The sequence below is a fragment of the Polaromonas sp. genome (genome assembly GCF_029945685.1).
Taxonomy (GTDB): Bacteria; Pseudomonadota; Gammaproteobacteria; order Burkholderiales; family Burkholderiaceae_C; genus Polaromonas.
Genome location: NZ_JAQSDA010000027.1, coordinates 258,473 through 276,828, shown reverse-complemented (window position 1 = coordinate 276,828; position 18,356 = coordinate 258,473). Strand labels below are relative to the sequence as shown.

The following is an 18,356-nucleotide window of genomic DNA, read 5'->3' as shown; positions in this document are numbered from 1 at the left end:
ACGGAAATGTATGTGCGGAATAGTTGGCGTCGTCAGTAACGCACCGGTGAACCAGCTGATTTACGACGGACTGCTCCTGCTGCAGCACCGTGGTCAGGATGCGGCCGGGATTGTCACGCAGCAGGGACGCAAGTTCTTCATGCACAAGGCCAAGGGCATGGTGCGCGACGTGTTTCGCACGCGCAACATGCGCGCGCTGCCGGGCAACGTGGGCCTGGGCCAGGTGCGTTACCCGACGGCCGGCAACGCCTTCAGTGAAGACGAGGCGCAGCCGTTTTACGTCAACGCGCCGTTCGGTCTGGTGCTGTCGCACAACGGCAACCTGACCAACGCTGCCGAACTCAAGGCAGAACTGTTCAACACCGACCATCGCCACATCAACACCGACAGCGACTCCGAAGTCCTGCTCAACGTGCTGGCGCACGAGCTGGAAAAAACCACGCGCGGCCTGCCGCTCACGCCCGCCGACGTGTTTGCGGCCGTGCGCGGCGTGCACAAGCGCATCAAGGGCTCGTATGCTGTGGTGGCGCTGATTGCAGGCCACGGCCTGCTGGCTTTTCGCGACCCCTTCGGCATTCGCCCGCTGTGTTTGGGCCACGGCCAGAACGACAGCGGTCGCACCGTCATGGTGGCCAGCGAGTCGGTGGCTCTGGAAGGCACGGCCCACCAGTTCGAGCGCGACATTGCGCCGGGCGAGGCGGTGTTCGTGGACATGCAGGGCACGGTCCACGCCGAGCAGTGTGCCGAGCACCCGCAACTGATGCCCTGCATTTTTGAATTCGTCTACCTGGCGCGGCCCGACTCGGTGCTGGACGGCATCTCGGTCTACCAGGCGCGCCTGAACCTGGGCGAGACGCTGGCCAAACGTGTGGTGTCCACCGTGCCGCCCAACGAAATCGACGTGATCATTCCGATCCCGGAATCCAGCCGCCCGAGCGCCACGCAGCTCGCGCATCTGCTGGGCATTCCCTACCGCGAGGGTTTTGTGAAGAACCGTTACGTCGGCCGCACCTTCATCATGCCGGGCCAGGGTGTGCGCAAAAAATCCGTGCGGCAAAAGCTCAATGTGATCGCCAGCGAGTTCAAGGGCCGCAACGTGCTGCTGGTCGATGACTCCATCGTGCGTGGCACCACCTCCAGGGAGATCGTGCAGATGGCGCGTGACGCCGGCGCCAAAAAGGTCTACCTGGCCAGCGCCGCACCGCCGGTGCGTTATCCCAACGTCTACGGCATCGACATGCCCACCGCCGCCGAACTGGTGGCGCACGACCGCACGGTCGAGGAGATCCGCCTTGCCATCGGCTGCGATGCGCTGATCTACCAGGATGTCGAAGGCATGAAGCGCGCCATCGGCTCGCTCAATGGCAAGCTCGACGGCTTTGATGCCTCGTGTTTCGACGGCGTCTACATCACCGGCGACATCACGCCCGAGACCATCGCCAAAATGAACGAGCAGCGCGTGGACAGCAGCGAAGAAGGCGATGTCGATGTCTCGCGCCTGGCGCTGCCCAACCCCCAGGAAGCCTGAGCATGACCGACCGACCACTGCCCGACAACCTGCACCGCGATACGCTGGCCGTGCGTGTGGGGCTGGAGTCCAGCCAATACGGCGAAAACTCGGAAGCACTCTTCCTGACCAGCGGTTTTGTGCAGCCCGACGCTGAAACCGCGGCCCGGCGCTTTGCCGGCACGGAAGACGGCTACACCTATGGCCGCACTTCCAACCCGACGGTCACCAGCTTCGAGCGCCGGCTGGCCGCACTGGAAGGTACCGAAGCCGCCATAGGCGCCTCGACGGGCATGGGCGCGATCCTCATGATGTGCATGGGCCTGCTCAAGGCCGGCGACCACGTGATTTGTTCGCGCTCGATGTTCGGGTCAACCATCAACCTGATCGGACGGGAGTTCGGCAAGTTTGGCGTCGAGACCACCTTTGTGTCGCAGACCGAGGTGGCCGAGTGGAAAGCGGCCATCAAGCCCACCACCAGACTGCTGTTTGCCGAAACGCCGACCAACCCGCTGACCGACGTCTGCGACATTGCCGCCCTCGCCGATCTCGCGCACGGCGCCGGCGCGCTGCTGGCGGTGGACAACTGTTTCTGCACGCCGGCCTTGCAGCGGCCGGCGGAACTGGGCGCCGACCTGGTGATCCACTCCGGCACCAAGTACCTCGATGGCCAGGGCCGCGTGATGGCCGGGGCGATCTGCGGCCCGGCCAAGCTGATCGTCGATGTGTTCGGCCCGGTGGTGCGCACCGCCGGCATGACGCTGTCGCCCTTCAATGCCTGGGTCGTGCTCAAGGGGCTCGAAACCCTGGGTATCCGCATGCAGGCGCAGTGCGCCAATGCGCTGGCCGTGGCCCGCTGGCTGGAAGCGCAGCCCGGCGTGGCGCGCGTTTATTACCCGGGCCTGGCCTCTCATCCGCAGCACGACCTGGCCATGCGCCAGCAGTCGGGGCAGGGCGGGGCGGTGGTGTCGTTCGACGTTGTGGGCAACGACCCCGACACCGCGCGCGCCAATGCTTTCCATGTCATCAACAGCACCCGCGTGCTGAGCATCGCCACCAACCTGGGCGACACCAAGACCATCATCACCCATCCCGGCACCACCTCGCATGGGCGCCTGACCGAAGCACAGCGGCAGGGCGCCGGCATCGGGCAGGGCCTGATCCGCGTGGCTGTGGGCCTGGAGCATATTGAAGACATCAAGGCCGACCTGCTGCGCGGCCTGGGCACCCTGACATGACACCAAAAACAAGAACGCGGTTTGCGCCTTCACCGACAGGCTTCATCCACCTCGGCAACATCCGCTCGGCGCTTTACCCCTGGGCGTTTGCACGCGCCACCGGCGGCGACTTCATCCTGCGCATTGAAGACACGGATGTCGAGCGTTCCTCGCAGGCCGCGGTGGACGTGATCATCGAAAGCATGCGCTGGCTGGGCCTGGACTACGACGAAGGCCCTCATTACCAGATGCAGCGCATGGACCGCTACAAGGCGGTGCTGGCCGAGCTGCAGGCCGCAGGCCATGTCTACCCCTGCTACATGAGCATGGCCGAACTCGATGCCCTGCGCGAGCAGCAGATGGCTGACAAACAGAAGCCGCGTTACGACGGCACCTGGCGGCCCGAGCCCGGCAAGACCCTGCCACCGGTGCCGGCAGGCGTGTTGCCTGTGCTGCGTTTCAAGAACCCGCAGGGCGGCGCCGTGGTCTGGGACGACAAGGTCAAGGGCCGCATCGAGATCAGCAACGACGAACTCGACGACCTCGTGATCGCGCGGCCCGACGGCACGCCGACCTACAACTTCTGCGTGGTCGTCGACGACCTCGACATGGGGATCACGCATGTGATCCGCGGCGACGACCACATCAACAACACGCCGCGCCAGATCAACATCTTCCGTGCCCTTGGCAAGGATGTGCCGGTCTATGCCCACCTGCCCACCGTGCTCAACGAGCAGGGCGAAAAAATGAGCAAGCGTCACGGCGCCAAAGCCGTCACGCAGTACGCCGAAGAAGGTTACCTGCCCGATGCCATGGTCAATTACCTGGCGCGCCTGGGCTGGAGCCATGGCGACGATGAAATCTTCAGCCGCGAGCAGTTCCTGCAATGGTTCAACCTCGACCACCTCGGCAAAAGTGCGGCGCAGTTCGACGAAACCAAGCTGCGCTGGGTCAACGCCCAGCACATCAAGGCCACGGCCGACGACCGGCTTGCCGAACTGGTCCTGCCCTTCCTTCCCGCGCGTGCGCTCGCCGGGCTCGATGCGGGCCGGCGCGTTGCTGCCTGCGCCTTGCTGAAAGACCGTTGCAGCACCCTGGTGGAACTGGCCGACTGGATGGGTGTGCTGGTCAGCCATGAGCCGGTGAGTGCGCAAGACATCCAGGCCCACGTACCGGCCGATGTGGTGCCGGCGGTGTACCAGCTCGCCGAGTTGCTGGCCAGCTGCGAGTGGAGCAAGCCGGCGATCGCGGCCGCCATCAAGCAGGTGCTGCTGGACAAAGGCCTGAAGATGCCGCAACTGGCCATGCCGGTGCGGGTGCTGGTCGCCGGACGCCAGCAAACACCGTCGCTCGATGCCTTTTTGGCATTGATGGACAGGGAAAACGTGATTGCGCGTCTCGTCCGCTTGAAAAGGCTCTGATTTTCGGGCTATAATTCAAGGCTCGACGATTGCAGGGAAACTTGCAACAGGGGGGTATAGCTCAGCTGGGAGAGCGCTTGCATGGCATGCAAGAGGTCAGCGGTTCGATCCCGCTTACCTCCACCATCAAATGGTCGAAACGTTTTTTTGAATAGAGTTTTTTTGGCGGGTCTTTGTGTAAAAACAAAACGCCTGCTGACGGAAGTTCCAAGGTTTTGACCCTATCGTCTAGAGGCCTAGGACACCACCCTTTCACGGTGGCTACAGGGGTTCGAATCCCCTTAGGGTCGCCAGAATTCTTCACAGCGATGTGAAGCACAAGGCACAAGTTGATAACAGGCCTGCGCAAGCAGGCGACTTGGCTCGAAAGAGCGAATGTTGTCGCTACCAGGAGTGGTAGTTCAGTTGGTTAGAATACCGGCCTGTCACGCCGGGGGTCGCGGGTTCGAGTCCCGTCCACTCCGCCAGTATTGGTTCAGCAAGGTCCTGCAAGCACCCCTGAAAATCGAAAAGCCCCTCTGAAAAGGGGCTTTTTCGTTTCAGAGCGTTCGTTGTCGTCTCCCTGGCTCCGGTCTTTTATCGGGGTGTTTTTTGGGGTATGGCTTTTCGCCTATTGGGTATCCTGAACGCACAACAGGATTCCATGCGATCAGAGTCAATTTCTAGCACCCCCATAGTCCGGCGAGACCGAAATCCACGCGCCAAGCTCACCGACAAAGAACTTAGCCAAGCAAAGCCAAGTGCTGCGCAATTCAAGCTCTACGATGGCAACGGTCTGCACCTGATCGTGACCCCAAGTGGGTCAAAGCTTTGGCGTTGGAAATACAGCAAAGAAGATGGCAAGGAGGGGTTGGCTTCCCCCGGTTTTCGACGGAACTCAACACCTGACTGCTATTACGACTACTTCCGTGGCGCGATTACTGGCAAAGAGTTGTTTGAACACCCCGACGTGAAGGATGCTTCGGCCTTGGCCAAATCCGAGGCAAGGCAAGCCGAACTCGGCACAACACCGTCGAGCACCACCGATGGATGGATTCAGAAAGCCTTGGAAGGCGTTGAAGATTGGGCTCTTGTCGGTGGCCCTCCATGCCAAGCCTACTCGCTGGCTGGCAGGGCCCCATGAAGCGTCCCCCAACCCGCACCATTGCTCAGCCGCCTCCATAGCTGCCAAAAAAGCTCGAACAACAGGGACACCCCAGGGCCACTCTCCCCCAAAGCAACGTCAACCTCAGCTCCGTTGACCCTCACCCCGACCTTCTCCCTGAGGAGGCAAGAAATGTCTGTCGCGCAAACTCTTAGATATCGAGCTGGGTATGCAAACCCAACGCGGGCGCTGGCTGTCTCTGCAAGTCCCTTGAAGCGCCGGGAATGGACACGACCGCAAGGTCACCTTCCGGCGTCTCCGTCGCCAGCACGGCTTCGGCGGCTGCCATCTGCTCATCCTGAAGCAGCTGCCAGGGTGACAGTACGGTCGAGCCCATGGCGCCTTGCGCTTCAAACCGCCTTTCGCAGTCGGCACTCTCGAGTTGCGTAAAGCGCTGCGCGAAAAGTTCGGTCAATGCCTCGCCGTTCCTGCCGCGTAGCGCCCTGGATGCAAAGCGCGGATCCTGCGCCAGCCCGTCGCAGCCCAGGGCCTGGCAGGCCAACGCGAACTGCGGCTGCGAAGTGACCGCGACCAGGAACCATCCGTCCCTTGTCTGGAACACGCCATTGGGCGGGCTGAATAGTTCGGGGGGCACGCCGTGGGCCAGGGCGATCTCCAGCATACGGGGACCCATGAAGGCCGCTGCCGCCTCCATGAGGCTTACCTCCAACCGCGCACCTTCCCCAAACCGCCATCGCCGGATCAGGCCCTGAAGCACCGCCTGGTAGGCGTACATGCCGGCCAGCATGTCCACCGCGAAGTAGGGAAACACGCGGGGCTGGCCGCCCGTGCGGTTCACGTCCGCCCAGCCGCAGAACGCCTGCAGCACGCCGTCCACGGCCGCGCGGCTGGCACGCGGCCCGCTCTGTCCGTAACCGGAGATGAGGCAATGCACCAGCGCCGGATGGCGCGCCTGCAGGTCCGCATATGAAAGGCCAAGCCGCTCGACGACTCCCGGCCGGAAGCTCGCCAGGAACACGTCACAGCCGGCAGCCAGATCGATGGCCTCACGGCGCTGCCCCGGGTTTTTGAAGTCAAAGACGCGCGACGTCTTGCCCCGATTGAGGTACCAGGAATGCGGGCTGTGGTCGCCGACGCGATCGCCCAGCTGGCGCAGCCAGTCCCCCTCGGGCGGTTCGATCTTGATGACCTCGGCACCGTTCATGGCCAGCAGCAGCCCGCAGTAAGGCCCCGCCACGCCCTGTGAAGCGTCGAAGATCCGGACGCCTTCCAGCGCAAGCCTGGCCGTTGCGCCGGATGTCATGGGGACGGCGCGTGGGAGCCCGCCGCGCCCGCTTCGACCACGAAGCTGACCACCGTGCCAAACGAGCCGCCGATGTTCAGCGTCTGAATCCGCCGGGCGCCTTCTATCTGGCAGGCGCCCGCCTGGCCCGCCACCTGCTTTGCGGCGTCCAGCAGCATGCGTGCACCGGTCGCGCCCACGGGATGGCCGCAGCCGATCAGCCCTCCGCTCATGTTCACCGGGCATCGGCCGCCGGGCGCGATGCTGCCGTCCTCCACCGCCCGCCAACTCTGGCCCGGCGGGGTCAAGCCCAGATGGTCAATGGCGACATATTCGGTGACGGTGAAGCAATCGTGGGTCTCGACACCGTTCATGGCCTCCACGCCCGGCACGCCGGCGCGCCGCCAGGCATCTTCCAGGGTCTGGCGCACATGGGGGAACACATACGCCTGCCCCCGGCTGCGCTCGAACTTGTCGAGCAGGCGCAGGCCCGCGTTGCGGTGGCCCCAGCCTGCGATGCGGGGCAGCAGCTCCGGCTTGCGCCCCTGCTCCCCTGCAAAGCGCGCTGAAACCAGGATGACCGCACAGGCGCCGTCCGTGACCTGGCCGCAGTCCTGGCGGCGCGTCCCGGGCTCGATGACCGGGTTGGCCACGTCGTTATCGGTGAAGCTTTGCTCGCCGAACTGCCACGAGCGTGTCTGCGCCAGCGGGTTGCGCCTGCCATTGCCGTAGTTGATCTCGGCAATGCGATTGAGGTGGCTGCGGTCCAGACCAAAGCGGCGTTCGTATTCCTGGGCAACCCGGCCGAAGGCCGCGGGCCACATGTAGGTGCAATCGATGTCTTCATGGCCCTGCCAGGAGGCGGCATTCTGGTTCCTAGACGCCTCGTGGCCAGGCAGATTCCTGAACTCCTCCACGCCAAGCACCAGCACGCAGTCGTAGCGCCCGGCCTCGATCTCGGCCATCGCAGTCAGAACGCCCAGCGAGGACGAGGCACATGCGCCTTCGTGGCGCATGGCAGGCACGCCCCAAAGCTCGGGAACCCTCTGCGCGACCATGGCGCCCAGATGGCCTTGGCGCCGCTGCAGTTCGCCAAAGGCGTTGCCCACATGGATGCTCTGGACTTGCACCGCATCCACCTGCGCGGCCTCCAGGGCGCCCAGCGTCGCCTCGCGGACCATGTCGGAAATATCTAGGCCCTCGCGCGACCAGGCGCGTGCAAAGTCGGTCTGGTAGCCCCCCAGGATGAAGACGGGCTCAGCCATGGGGCAGCTCCGCGAACCGGCGCGCCGCGGCACCGTACTCCTGCGCCAGGCGGTCCACCACCACAGCCACCGGCTCGACGGTCTTGATGGCGCCGACGCCTTGGCCCGCGGCCCAGACATCCTTCCATTTCTTGGCTGCGATCGATTGGCTGCTGTCGTAGTGGCGTTGCGGCGCGGCCGGCATGTTGTCGGGGTCCAGCCCGTTGGCGCGCAGCGACGCCTTGAGCCAGCTGGCGGGCGTGCCGGTGATGCCGGCGCTGACCACCAGATCATCGACCGTGGCGTCCACCACCATGCGCTTGTAGTCGTCGTGCGCCATGCTCTCCTCGACGGGGATGAATCGCGTTCCCATGTAGACCAGGTCGGCGCCGCTGGCGATGGCACCGGCCACGCCCCAGCCGTCGCTGATGCCGCCGCCGGTGACGACGTACCCGTCAAAGAACTCACGCACCGCGCTCACGAAAGCAAACGGCGAGAGAAAGCCGGTATGGCCGCCCGCGCCGGCCGAGACGCAGGCCAGGCCGTCGGCGCCGGCCGCAACGGCCTTTTTCGCCAGCGTGACGTTGATGACGTCGGCAAACACCAGGCCGCCGTAGCCATGCACCACCTCGATGGCAGGCTTGGGGCTGCCCAGGGCCGTCACCACGATGGGTGGTTTGTACCTGGCGATCAACTCCAGGTCCTGCGGCAGGCGCGTGTTGGAGGAATGCGTGACAAGGTTGGCGCACCAGGGCCCGATGGTCGCGGCAGATTGCTCGTCCCGCGCACGCGCCAGGCCCTCGGTGATCTCGTGCATCCAGTCGCCCAGCACCTCGATGGGCCGGGCGTTGGGCGTGGGAAACGCCCCGACAATGCCGGCGCGGCAGGCCGCCAGCACCAGCGCCGGACCAGAGATCAGGAACATCGGCGCGGCCACCACGGGCAGCCGCAACTTGAAGGGCAAGGGTCGTGACATGGTCATTCGTGTTACTCGGTGGCCTTGAAGCCGGATATCTTCACCGCCTCGGCCCAGCGACGCGAATCGGCCTGCGAGAACTTGGTGAGTTCATCGGGCATCGACGGCAGGGGCTCGAAATCCATCACACGCCATTTCTCGCGGATCTCCGCCGAGCTGATCGCCTTGACCAGCTCCGCGTTCAATTTGGCGATGAGCGGATCGGGCGTACCAGCCCGCGTGACGATCGCGGCCCAGATGTAAATCTCCAGATCCGGATAGCCCTGCTCGCGGAAGGTGGCCACATCGGGCATCAGCGCAGAGCGCTTGGGGCTTGTGACCGCCAGCACCTTGACCTTGCCGGTGTCCAGGTGCGGCTTGACGGCGAGCAGTGGGAGGAAAGCAGCATCCACCTGCCCGCCCACCAGGTTGGTGACTGCGGGCGGCGTGCCGTTGAAGGGCACGTGGACCATGTCGATGCCCGCGCGCTGGTTCAGGATCACGCCGGCAAAATGCGATGAATTGCCGGCCGTGAAGGAAGCGAATGACACCTTGCCGGGCCTTGACTTGGTCCAGGCGACGAACTCCTTGACATTGCTGGCCGGCACACTGGCGTTGACCGCCATCACCATGGCCGATCCCAGGAAGTTGGTCACCGGCTTGAAGCTCTTGTCCGGATCGTAGGGCAGCTTGGTGAAGGTGTGCGGGTTGATCGTGAGCATGCTCGTGTTGGCCAGGAGCAGCGTATAGCCGTCGGGCGGCGCCGTCATCAGGGCCTGCGCGGCGATGATGCCCGAGCCGCCGGGCTTGTTGTCGATCAGCAGCGGCTGGCCGGTGTTGGTCTTGAACACCTCGGCCACTTGCCGCAAGGCCGTGTCCAGCGTGTTGCCTGGTGCAAAGGGCACGACGATGCGCAGCGGATGGTCCGGAAACGTCTGCGCCAGAGCGCGGGTGGGTGCGAAAGGAAGCGCCATCGCCAGGGGCGCGGTGACAAGGGAACGTAGGACTTGACGTCGTTTCATGGGTGTCTCCAACAGATGTAGTTATTCAAAGCAGGGTGGCAATCAACGCAGCAACGCGGTCGGGTTGCTCGGCCAGGCCCATATGGCCCGCGCCTTCTATCCATTCGAGCCGGGCCCCCGGTATCAGTGCGGCAAGCTCTTCGGACAGCTCCGGTGGCGTGATGCGGTCGCCCCGTCCGCACATCACCAGCGTCGGCAGGCTCAGCCGTGCCAGCGCGGCGCGGTGGTCTCCTCGACCCATGATCGCGCGCACTTGCCGGATCGCGGTCGGCGCGCCGGTGCCCAGTTCGATGGCCTGGAGCGCCTGCATCAGCTCGGCGCGCGCGTGGCTGTCCGGATGCGTGCCAAACGGCACCAGGCCGTCGACCACCTTGGCAAAGTTGCGTTCCATCGCAGCGATGGTCTTTTCGCGCACCACCAGGCCTTCTGCCGATTCGGGACGGCCTGACGTGTCCAGCAGCCCCACCGCGTGCAACGGCCGGCGCACATGGGCCAGCATGTCAAGGGCGACATAGCCCCCCATCGAGAAGCCGCACACCACCACGGGCGTTTCCGCCGGCACGTCCCCCAGCTGGGCCCAGGCGTCATCTGCCATGCCGGCAATGGTCTCCTGAGTCAGCACATCGGCGATGCGGATGTCCGCGCGCTCCTTGAGCAAGGGAACCACCCAGTCCCATATGGCGGGCGTGTTGAGCATGCCGGGGATCAGTAGCAGGACAGGTTTCATGCGGCGACTTTCTGAGCTTGCGGCGCCAGCTGCGCGGCCTGGCCGCGCAGCTCCCGCTTGAGAATTTTTCCAACCGGATTGCGCGGCAGGCTGGGCAGCAGCAGCAGGTATTCCGGCACTTTGTAGATGGCCACGCGCTTTTCGTCGCGCAGGTAGGCGGCGATCGATTGCAGCGTGACGGACTGCCCCTCGGCCGCCACCACGCAGGCGCACAGCTTCTCGCCCATCGTCGGATCGGGCACGGCGACCACGGCCGCCTCGCGCACGCCCGGGCAGGCCAGCAGCAAGTTCTCGACTTCTTCTGACGAGATGTTCACGCCCCCGCGCATCACCAGGTCCTTGGAGCGGCCGACGTAGTGGTAGTACTGCAGCCGGTCACCGGCAATCTCGAACAGGTCGCCCGTCTTGTAGAAGCCCTGCGCGTCAAAGGCGCGTGCGCTGAACGCCGGGGCACCAAAGTAGCCGCTGAAGATCGTCGGGCCACTGAAGCGCAGCTCACCCGGCAGACCGGCCACGGTGATGTCCTCACCGCTTTCCAGGTCCACCAGCCGCGTGCGGATCTTTCGCGTGGTGGACACGCTCCATGCATGGCCGGGCACGCCCGCGCGCGGAAAGAACTGGGCCCGCAGCTCCGGCTCGGGGATGTCGATGGCGTTGCCCGACAGCGCCGCGCCTTCGTTGGAGCCGAAGTAGTTGATGATCTGCACGCCATACTGCTCGGCGAAGCCGCGCACCATCCAGTCCGACAGCGGCGCCGAGCCCGACCCGATGCGCGACAGCCGTTTGAAGTCAATGCCCTCCAGCAGCGCGGCGTTCTGCAGCAGCATGTTGAGAATGGCGGGCGGTGCCACCGTGTAGTCAATGCGCTCCTCGCGCAGCTGCTGCAGGAACACGGGTAACGTGAACGGCTGGTGCTGCACCACGGTCCCGCCCAGCGCAAGCCAGGTGACGAAGGCGGTGGAGATGCCCGCCATGTTGACCAGGGCAAACGGGTTGAGGAGCCGCGCGTGCTGGGGGATCTGCGCCGCCTCGATGATGGACGGCGCGATGATCAGCCACTCGTTGTGGCTGCGCGGAACGCCCTTGGGCTGGGCCTCCGTGCCCGAGGTCCAGCAGACGGTGAACACGTCATTGGCGGTGACGGCGGCGTCGCGCTCGGCCTGGGCCAGACGCGACCGAGCGTCGTCCGTCAACGCGGCCGATGTTCTGGCGCCAATGTCAATGGCCGACGCCGGGACCGCATCACCCCACGCCAGCACCAGCCGCAGGTCAGGATGCGCGACCGCAAGACCCACGAACATCGCCGCGGCCGCGTGGCCTCCGGTGGGCTTGCCGATACGGGTGAACGTCACGGCGGCACGGGCGCGGGTGACTTCCAGGATGTGCTCCAGCTCATGGTCCCGGTACTGCACTGGCACGGGCGTGACGATCAGGCCCAGCCGCGCGCAGGCCAGGTACACCACGAACTGCTCGACACAGTTGGGCAGTTGCACCACCAGCACGTCGTCGCGCGTGAGGCCACTGTCCAGCAGCAGCAGGCAGAAACGATCGACCTCATCCCCCAGCTGCGCCCAGGTCAGGCTCCTGGGTGCACCATGGGCGAAGTCGGCACGATTGCACGCGTCGGCCACGGCCTGGGCATCCGGCCGCTCGCGCCGGTGCTGCACGAACAGGTCCCATAGGGTGGTGGTTCCCCACCAGCCGGCATGGGTGTACTCGTCGATCTTTTGCGGGCTGACCAGGATCATGGTTACCAGCCGCGCGCCAGGCGTTCGCCGCTGACCCAGGTGGCGTGAAAGCCGTTGGGCACGCGCTGGGGCAGCTTGATCCGCGCCACCGGCCCCTTGGTGATGTCCTTGGCGTCGAAGATGGCGACGTACGAGGCCTGCCTGGTGTCGTCCCACATGAAGCCGACGAGGTAGCCGTCGTCCTCTTCCTTCCAGTGGTCCTTGGGCGCGAACGGCGCCTCGCTGAACCATTTGTCCACGCCTTCGTGGTAGGTGGTGCAGGTATTGCGCTCCAGGTCGTAGCGCACCAGGCCGCAGAAGCGCGGGTCCTCCGCACGGTTGCTGCGTCCCATCAGCACGTTCCAGGAATAGCGCGTCTTGTAGCCCTGCATCCATGAATTGATCACCGGAAACTCCTGGTTCACGATGTCATCGATCACGCGCTCCCGGGTCTCCCCGGTGCGCAGGTTGAACCGCCATTCGTAGAAGAGGAAGTCATGCTCCAGATTGGCCGGCATCTTGGGAAAGCGCTCATGCTCAACATTGCCGCGCCAGTCGCGCGGCAGACGGAACGGCGTGCCCGTCATCACGATCTCGATGCCACCCTGCCCATCATCCTCTTCCCATGCATTGGACACGTGGTACATGTAGGCCGGCTTGGCTTCGAACCAGCGGATCTGCTCCGGCGTGCCGTGGCGCGGCACCACGGCAAAGCGGGACGGCGTCTCGTGATAGAACTTCAGCTTGTGGCGGCCGGCGGACAGCGCTTCCATGTCATAGAACAGCGGCAGGTCGTGCAGGATGGTGTAGTTGGGCGTGATCGCCATGTCGTGCGGCAGGCGCGGGCCGGGCAACTGCACCGGCATGAAGGTTTGCAGCTTGCCAAAACGGTCCATCACGCCATAGTGCATGTACGGTGACTTCTTGCCGTACGCAAAGAACAGGAACTCCCCGGTGCGCTCGTCCACCTTGGAGTGGGCCGAGATCGGCAGGCCCTGCAGGCGCGGGTCGACGTCCAGCTTGCCGGCCGTGGACAGATCCCCCGGATTGACGCGGTACACCGCGCCGCCCAGGTACCACATCGACACCAGGTGGCCGGCAAAGAACTTCACGTCGGTGTTGGACGTGTTCTTGATCGGTTGGTCGGGTCGGTCCTTGCGCGGCGGGTCCTTGATGCCCTGCCACAAGGCGCTGCCGGCGGCCAGCTCCTCGCGCAGGCCGTCGGTCATCACCCAGCGGTTCTGGTAGCGCACCTTGCCGCCCTCGAAGCGCACCGCGTGCAGCATGCCGTCACCGTCGAACCAGTGGTAGCGCCCGTCCGCCTCGAAGCGACGGTTGGGACCATTGCGAACATACATGCCCGTCAGGTCCCGGGGCACCTCGCCCTCGATATCGGTGAGTTCGATGTCAAGCTCCTGCTCAACCGGCGCGAAGCCGCCTTGCAGAACCGGAATTTCATTGATGCCCATGATGGTCTCCTTCAAAGGGTGGTTCCGGCAGCGGCTGGCCGGCGCGACTGGGTGATGCGAAAACGGCTGGCCACGAAGGCCAGGTCGGTCAGGCTGGCATTGCCTGCCGGGTTCAGGCCGGTGACGTGGTAGTCACTGTAGGCCGCTGCGAAGTTCAGCGGCATCGGGCCGGTGAGATTGATCGTGAGCTGCGCGCCGGCCTGGGCGTAGGCCTGCTCGGCGCGCGCGATGAACGCCTCGTCTTCCGAATACAGGAACGCCGTCAGGCCGCCAAACTGTTTGACGTCCTGCGTGGCCTGGGCCAGCGCGTCGGCAGCGTCGTCGCAGGCGATGACAAAGCTCACCGGCCCGAAGCGCTCCTGGCCATAGAGCGCGCGCGCGTCCTTTCCCACGGCCAGCATCAGCGGCGTGCTGGTGCGCGCGTCGGGGTACTCGGGGTGCCGGTAGGCTGCAGGCGCAAGCAGCACCTCACCCGTGCCTTCGGCCTGATGCTGCAAGTCCGCAAGCATGGCCAGGGTCTGGGGAGACTGGATCGTGGCCAGGATCATGGCCGCCTTCTTGGGCTCGCTCGTGAGCGCCGCCACGGCGTCGGCCAGGCGGCGCGCCACCTCGGCATACGGCACCGTGCCGGCGGGCGTGCGCACGCCCTGCCTGGGCACATAGATGTTCTGCGGGCTGGTGCACATCTGCGCGCTGAACATGCACAAGGTCGTTGCCAGGCTGCGCAGCGCTGCATCCAGGTCGGGCGCGGACTCCAGCACCACCGTGTTGCAGCCCGCGGTTTCGGTGAAGCACAACGCCGGCCAGGCGTTCTGCTCGACCCACTGGCCAAAGCGCACGCCGCCGGTGAAATCGACGATGGCGGTCTTGGGGTGCTTGACCAGCAGCTTGCCGGCCGGCTCCTGCGTGCTGTCCAGCGCCAGCGTGACCAGGTTGGGGTCGAACCCGGCGGCCGCCAGCACCTGGCGGAACACACGCACCGTGATCGCCATAGGAAGCACCGTGGCCGGGTGCGGCTTGACGATCACCGCGTTGCCCGTGGCCAGGCTGGCCAGCATGGAAGGCCAGGCATTCCAGGTGGGAAAGCTCGCGCAGGAGAAGCACACGGCGACGCCGCGCGGCACCAGGCGGTAGGTCTTGTCCAGCGTGATGTTGGCGCTGCCGAAGCTGCGCTCCCAGCGCGCGGTGGTTGGCGCGGCGCGCATGGCCTGCTCCGCATAAACCAGCGCCTCGATCCCGCGGTCCAGCGCATTGACACCGCTGCCGGCATAGGCCATGTTGAAGCTCTGGCCCGCGGTGTGCATGACGGCGTTGGCGATCTCGAAGAGGTGGTCACGGTACAGTGTGTCGAGCACCTCCATCAGCGTGCCGATGCGCGTGTCGATACTGGCGCCAGCCCACCCGGGTATCGACGCCTGGGCGGCATCGAACAGGGTGTCGATGTCGGCAAAGCGGTAGCTGGCGCCCAGGGGCTGTTGTGTGTAGGGAGAGACTTCCTCGGCCTCCCGGGGCGTGGCACCCTGCACGCCCGGCTGGTCCAGCGCGAACACCGCGCCAAGATGCGCCTCGAACGCCTGGCGCCCACGCAGCTGGGCGGCGCCCGCGCCGGGGTATTTGCCGGGCATGTCGGGGTAAGGGCTCCAGCAGTGGCGCTCGCGGCAGGCCTGCTGCGCGCGGGCAAACACCGCCCGGTGCCGGTCCATCAGGTCAGGCCCGGCCAGGGCCACGGAATCGGTCAATACTACGTTCATGCAAACCCCTGTTCGTGTCGAGTCTGGTAGTGGTGGCGCAATGCTTTCTTGTCCGCCTTGCCCAGCCCGGTGACCGGGACGGTGTCGACGAAATCAACGGACTTGGGCGTGTAGATCGCCCCCTTGCGGCTGCGCACGTAGGCCATCAGGTCCTCCGCGCAGGCCTGCGCGCCCGGCCTGCGCACCACCACAGCCTTAACGGCCTCGCCCCACCTGGCGTCAGGTACGCCGATGACGGCAACGGCGGCCACGTCGGGGTGGCTGGCCAGCACGTCCTCCACTTCCTTGGGATAGACGTTGAAGCCGCCGCTGATGATCATGTCCTTCTTGCGGTCCACGATGAAGAACAGGCCTTGCGGGTCGCGCCGCGCCAGGTCGCCCGTGCACAGCCAGCCGCCGCGCAAGGCGGCGCGGGTCTGCTCGGGCTGACCGCGGTAGCCGCTCATGAGCAGCAAGCCACGCACGCAGATCTCGCCCACCTCACCCTCGGGCACGGGCCGTCCCACATCGTCGTGCAGAGCCACTTCAAGCCCGGGAAACGGCCGGCCGGCGCTGGCCAGCTGAACGTCCGTGGCCTGCGCGTGGGCTTGCTGGTCCAGCAGCAGGATGGTGTTGGGCGCCTCGGTCTGGCCATAGGTCTGCACCAGCACGGGCCCGAAGACTTTCAGCGCCTGGCGGATCCGGCTGGGCGAGGCCGGCGCAGCGCCGTACATCAGTGCGCACAGGCTGTCCAGATCGCCCGTGGCGGTGGCCGGATGGTCCAGCAGCGCGTACAGCATGGTCGGCACGATGAAGGTGTGCTGGATGCGGTGGGTCCGCACCGCGTCCAGCCAGCCCTGCGGCGTGAAGCCGCGCTGCAACACCACGGTACCGCCACGCGCCAGCGTAGGATAGATCAGTGAGCCGGCCCCATGCGAGATCGGGGCGGAGCACAGTGTGCGCACCCCATCGGGCCAGTCCAGGCCCGCAAGCCACAGGCGCGCATTGGTCAGCATCGACCGGTTGCTCAGCATCGCGCCCTTGGGGCGCCCGGTGGTACCGCCGGTGTAACCGATGCGGATGATGTCCTCGGCCGCACCCTGCGCCTGCGGCACTGCGCCTGCCGCCTGTGACGCCTGGCGCCAGAAATCCACCTTCGCATCGTCTCCATCATGCGACAGCCAATGCGAAACCCCGGCGCAGCGTTCGCGCAGCAGCTGCGCCCGCTGGGCATAGTGGCTCTCGCACACCAGCATCCGGGCACCGCAGTCGTCAAGGATGGCGGCATGGTCGTCGGCGCCAGCCATCGCGTGCAGCGTCACCGAGCAGTAGCCGCCGACATAGGCGGCCGCCATCACGCAGAACATGTCGATGCGGTTGCCGCACAGCTGCGCCACCACCTCGCCCTGGCGCAGCCCCAGAGCACGGAACACCGCCAGCGCGTGCGCAATGCGCGCGCCGAGCGCCTCATAGCTGAGCGACGCATCGGCATCCACCAGCGCCACGCGCTGCGGAAAGCGTGCGATGGCATCCACCAGCAGGTCGCCCAGCCGGGACGCTTGAGAACCGGCATCGCCAGGGGCCAGGTGCGCCAATGTCATGTCTTCTCCAGAATCGTGACCGCCGCGACCGCTTCCTCGCCATCGTAGAAGCCGCCACCATTCTCCGCAGCCGCCAGGCGCGCGCCCTGCACCTGGCGCGGCCCGGCCTCGCCACGCAGCTGCGTCACCAACTCATGCAGCTGGATCACGCCCGTGGCCGCGATCGGATGGCCCTTGGACACCAGGCCGCCTGAGATATTGACCGGGATGCGCCCCCCCAGCCGGGTCTCGCCACGCTCTGCCATGGCGGCGCCCTCGCCCAGCCCGCACAGGCCCAGGTTCTCCACATGGCGGATCTCGGCGAACGCGGACGCGTCGTGGACCTCGACCACGTCCAGGTCCTGCGGGCCAATGCCGGCTGCCTCATAGGCCTTCAGCGCGGCAAGGCGGCCCACGTGGCGCGAAAAATCATCGGGCGCCCGGCTCACGCCGCTGGCCAGCCGAGTCGCGCGCACACGCACCGCGCGTCCGCGGCCAAAACGCCCCAGCACCCGGCCGGAACACAGCACCAGGGCGCCGGCGCCATCGCTCATAGGCGCACACATGGCGCGGGTCAGCGGCCAGCTGACGAGGCGATCGGCCAGCACCTCGTCCACCGTCATCGGGTTGCGGTACTGCGCCAGCGGGTTGAACTGCGAATGCCAGTGGTTCTTGGCCGCCACCGCCGCGAACTGGCGCTGGGTGGCGCCGTACAACAGCATGTAGTGGCGCGCCATGGCGGCATAGCTGTCCATGAACACGCTGCGCTCGCCTTGTGTTTCGGCCCCTTCGGGCAGCACCAGCGCGGCGGACAACTCCTGCTGGCGCGCCAGCTGCGCGGCAGCCAGTTCGCGGTCCATGCCGCCCCAGAAGGCCTCGAACATCAGCTCGCGCTTGTGGGGGTAGTGCATCTTCTCCGCGCCGACCACCAGCGCCACGTCGCACTCACCGGCCTTGAGTGCGGCAAAGGCCTGGTTGACGCCGGTGGAGGAGCTGGCGCAGGCGTTGTCGCAATTGATGATGGGAATGCCCTGCACGCCCATCGCCCGCAACGCGGCCTGGCCCCGTATGCCGTGCTGGCCTTCCAGCACGCCCTGGCGGGTGTTGGAGAACCAGGCGGCCTGGATGTCCGCCAGCCCACACCGGGCATCGGCCAGGGCCGCATTGACTGCATCGGAAGCAAGTTGCTTCACCGAGGACTCCAGGTGCTTGCCCAGAGGCGTCATGCCCGCGCCGATGATGTAGACACCGCTCAAGAACAGGCCCCCAGGCGGCGGGCGCCAGACGGTGCGGGGTCAATCGGATGGAGGTGGGTCATGGGTGTGGATCGCTCAGGAATGTCCATATTCTGCCGGTAACATGCGCAGAAT

The 18,356-nt window shown here is 65.8% G+C and carries 14 protein-coding genes and 3 tRNA genes; 7 read left to right on the top strand and 10 right to left on the bottom strand.

All coding sequences use genetic code 11. The features are described from left to right. The first annotated feature begins 10 nt into the window (after positions 1–10). The 7 genes from purF (at position 11) to PSV26_RS19715 (ending at position 5,268) form a co-directional block, all read left to right on the top strand. A complete protein-coding gene (gene purF, locus PSV26_RS19745) occupies positions 11–1,528 on the top strand; it encodes an amidophosphoribosyltransferase (protein WP_300513140.1) in 1,518 nt (505 codons plus the stop codon). 2 nt (positions 1,529–1,530) lie between these two features. Further along, complete coding sequence (locus PSV26_RS19740; protein ID WP_300573311.1) at positions 1,531–2,745, top strand: O-succinylhomoserine sulfhydrylase; 1,215 nt, start codon at positions 1,531–1,533, stop codon at positions 2,743–2,745. Further along, the gene (gltX, locus tag PSV26_RS19735; RefSeq protein ID WP_300573308.1) at positions 2,742–4,145 is read left to right on the top strand and encodes a glutamate--tRNA ligase; all 1,404 of its coding nucleotides are present in this window, start codon (positions 2,742–2,744) and stop codon (positions 4,143–4,145) included. Before PSV26_RS19740 ends, gltX begins: the two co-directional genes overlap by 4 nt. A 50-nt stretch (positions 4,146–4,195) precedes the next feature. After that, a tRNA-Ala gene (locus tag PSV26_RS19730) sits at positions 4,196–4,271 on the top strand. 91 nt (positions 4,272–4,362) lie between these two features. Then, positions 4,363–4,438: transfer RNA gene (locus tag PSV26_RS19725), tRNA-Glu, on the top strand. Positions 4,439–4,535: 97 nt separating this feature from the next. Beyond that, positions 4,536–4,612 (top strand) — tRNA-Asp (locus tag PSV26_RS19720). Between the two features lie 176 nt (positions 4,613–4,788). Then, complete coding sequence (locus PSV26_RS19715; protein WP_300573305.1) at positions 4,789–5,268, top strand: Arm DNA-binding domain-containing protein; 480 nt, start codon at positions 4,789–4,791, stop codon at positions 5,266–5,268. A gap of 172 nt (positions 5,269–5,440) precedes the next feature. Here PSV26_RS19715 and PSV26_RS19710 read toward each other — a convergent pair whose 3' ends face one another. The 10 genes from PSV26_RS19710 to PSV26_RS19665 are packed head-to-tail and all read right to left on the bottom strand — an operon-like array spanning position 5,441 to position 18,242. After that, a complete protein-coding gene (locus PSV26_RS19710; RefSeq protein ID WP_300573302.1) occupies positions 5,441–6,553 on the bottom strand; it encodes a CoA transferase in 1,113 nt (370 codons plus the stop codon). Continuing rightward, positions 6,550–7,797 (bottom strand): acetyl-CoA acetyltransferase, encoded by a 1,248-nt coding sequence (locus PSV26_RS19705; protein ID WP_300573299.1) that lies wholly within the window; start codon positions 7,795–7,797, stop codon positions 6,550–6,552. Before PSV26_RS19705 ends, PSV26_RS19710 begins: the two co-directional genes overlap by 4 nt. Continuing rightward, positions 7,790–8,758 (bottom strand): nitronate monooxygenase, encoded by a 969-nt coding sequence (locus PSV26_RS19700; RefSeq protein ID WP_300573296.1) that lies wholly within the window; start codon positions 8,756–8,758, stop codon positions 7,790–7,792. Before PSV26_RS19700 ends, PSV26_RS19705 begins: the two co-directional genes overlap by 8 nt. Positions 8,759–8,763: 5 nt before the next feature. Continuing rightward, the gene (locus PSV26_RS19695; protein WP_300573294.1) at positions 8,764–9,753 is read right to left on the bottom strand and encodes a tripartite tricarboxylate transporter substrate binding protein; all 990 of its coding nucleotides are present in this window, start codon (positions 9,751–9,753) and stop codon (positions 8,764–8,766) included. 25 nt (positions 9,754–9,778) lie between these two features. Next, entirely contained in the window at positions 9,779–10,480 is a 702-nt protein-coding gene (locus PSV26_RS19690) for an alpha/beta fold hydrolase (RefSeq protein WP_300573291.1), read from the bottom strand. Continuing rightward, on the bottom strand, positions 10,477–12,228 hold the full coding sequence (locus tag PSV26_RS19685; RefSeq protein WP_300573288.1) for a class I adenylate-forming enzyme family protein: 1,752 nt from the start codon (positions 12,226–12,228) through the stop codon (positions 10,477–10,479). Before PSV26_RS19685 ends, PSV26_RS19690 begins: the two co-directional genes overlap by 4 nt. Positions 12,229–12,230: 2 nt before the next feature. Further along, positions 12,231–13,676 carry a carotenoid oxygenase family protein gene (locus tag PSV26_RS19680; RefSeq protein ID WP_300573285.1) on the bottom strand — a complete coding sequence of 482 codons (1,446 nt, stop codon included), beginning with the start codon at positions 13,674–13,676 and terminating at the stop codon, positions 12,231–12,233. 11 nt (positions 13,677–13,687) lie between these two features. After that, complete coding sequence (gene paaN / locus PSV26_RS19675; protein ID WP_300573282.1) at positions 13,688–15,427, bottom strand: phenylacetic acid degradation protein PaaN; 1,740 nt, start codon at positions 15,425–15,427, stop codon at positions 13,688–13,690. Beyond that, the gene (locus tag PSV26_RS19670) at positions 15,424–17,007 is read right to left on the bottom strand and encodes an AMP-binding protein (protein ID WP_300573279.1); all 1,584 of its coding nucleotides are present in this window, start codon (positions 17,005–17,007) and stop codon (positions 15,424–15,426) included. Before PSV26_RS19670 ends, paaN begins: the two co-directional genes overlap by 4 nt. Beyond that, positions 17,004–18,242 carry a thiolase family protein gene (locus tag PSV26_RS19665; protein ID WP_300573276.1) on the bottom strand — a complete coding sequence of 413 codons (1,239 nt, stop codon included), beginning with the start codon at positions 18,240–18,242 and terminating at the stop codon, positions 17,004–17,006. Before PSV26_RS19665 ends, PSV26_RS19670 begins: the two co-directional genes overlap by 4 nt. Between the last annotated feature and the right edge of the window lie 114 nt (positions 18,243–18,356).

Coding starts and splice junctions, on each gene's coding strand:
- purF (WP_300513140.1), top strand. CDS start 11: ATGTGCGGAATAGTTGGCGTCGTCAGTAACGCACCGGTGAACCAGCTG.
- PSV26_RS19740 (WP_300573311.1), top strand. CDS start 1,531: ATGACCGACCGACCACTGCCCGACAACCTGCACCGCGATACGCTGGCC.
- gltX (WP_300573308.1), top strand. CDS start 2,742: ATGACACCAAAAACAAGAACGCGGTTTGCGCCTTCACCGACAGGCTTC.
- PSV26_RS19715 (WP_300573305.1), top strand. CDS start 4,789: ATGCGATCAGAGTCAATTTCTAGCACCCCCATAGTCCGGCGAGACCGA.
- PSV26_RS19710 (WP_300573302.1), bottom strand. CDS start 6,553: ATGACATCCGGCGCAACGGCCAGGCTTGCGCTGGAAGGCGTCCGGATC.
- PSV26_RS19705 (WP_300573299.1), bottom strand. CDS start 7,797: ATGGCTGAGCCCGTCTTCATCCTGGGGGGCTACCAGACCGACTTTGCA.
- PSV26_RS19700 (WP_300573296.1), bottom strand. CDS start 8,758: ATGACCATGTCACGACCCTTGCCCTTCAAGTTGCGGCTGCCCGTGGTG.
- PSV26_RS19695 (WP_300573294.1), bottom strand. CDS start 9,753: ATGAAACGACGTCAAGTCCTACGTTCCCTTGTCACCGCGCCCCTGGCG.
- PSV26_RS19690 (WP_300573291.1), bottom strand. CDS start 10,480: ATGAAACCTGTCCTGCTACTGATCCCCGGCATGCTCAACACGCCCGCC.
- PSV26_RS19685 (WP_300573288.1), bottom strand. CDS start 12,228: ATGATCCTGGTCAGCCCGCAAAAGATCGACGAGTACACCCATGCCGGC.
- PSV26_RS19680 (WP_300573285.1), bottom strand. CDS start 13,676: ATGGGCATCAATGAAATTCCGGTTCTGCAAGGCGGCTTCGCGCCGGTT.
- paaN (WP_300573282.1), bottom strand. CDS start 15,427: ATGAACGTAGTATTGACCGATTCCGTGGCCCTGGCCGGGCCTGACCTG.
- PSV26_RS19670 (WP_300573279.1), bottom strand. CDS start 17,007: ATGACATTGGCGCACCTGGCCCCTGGCGATGCCGGTTCTCAAGCGTCC.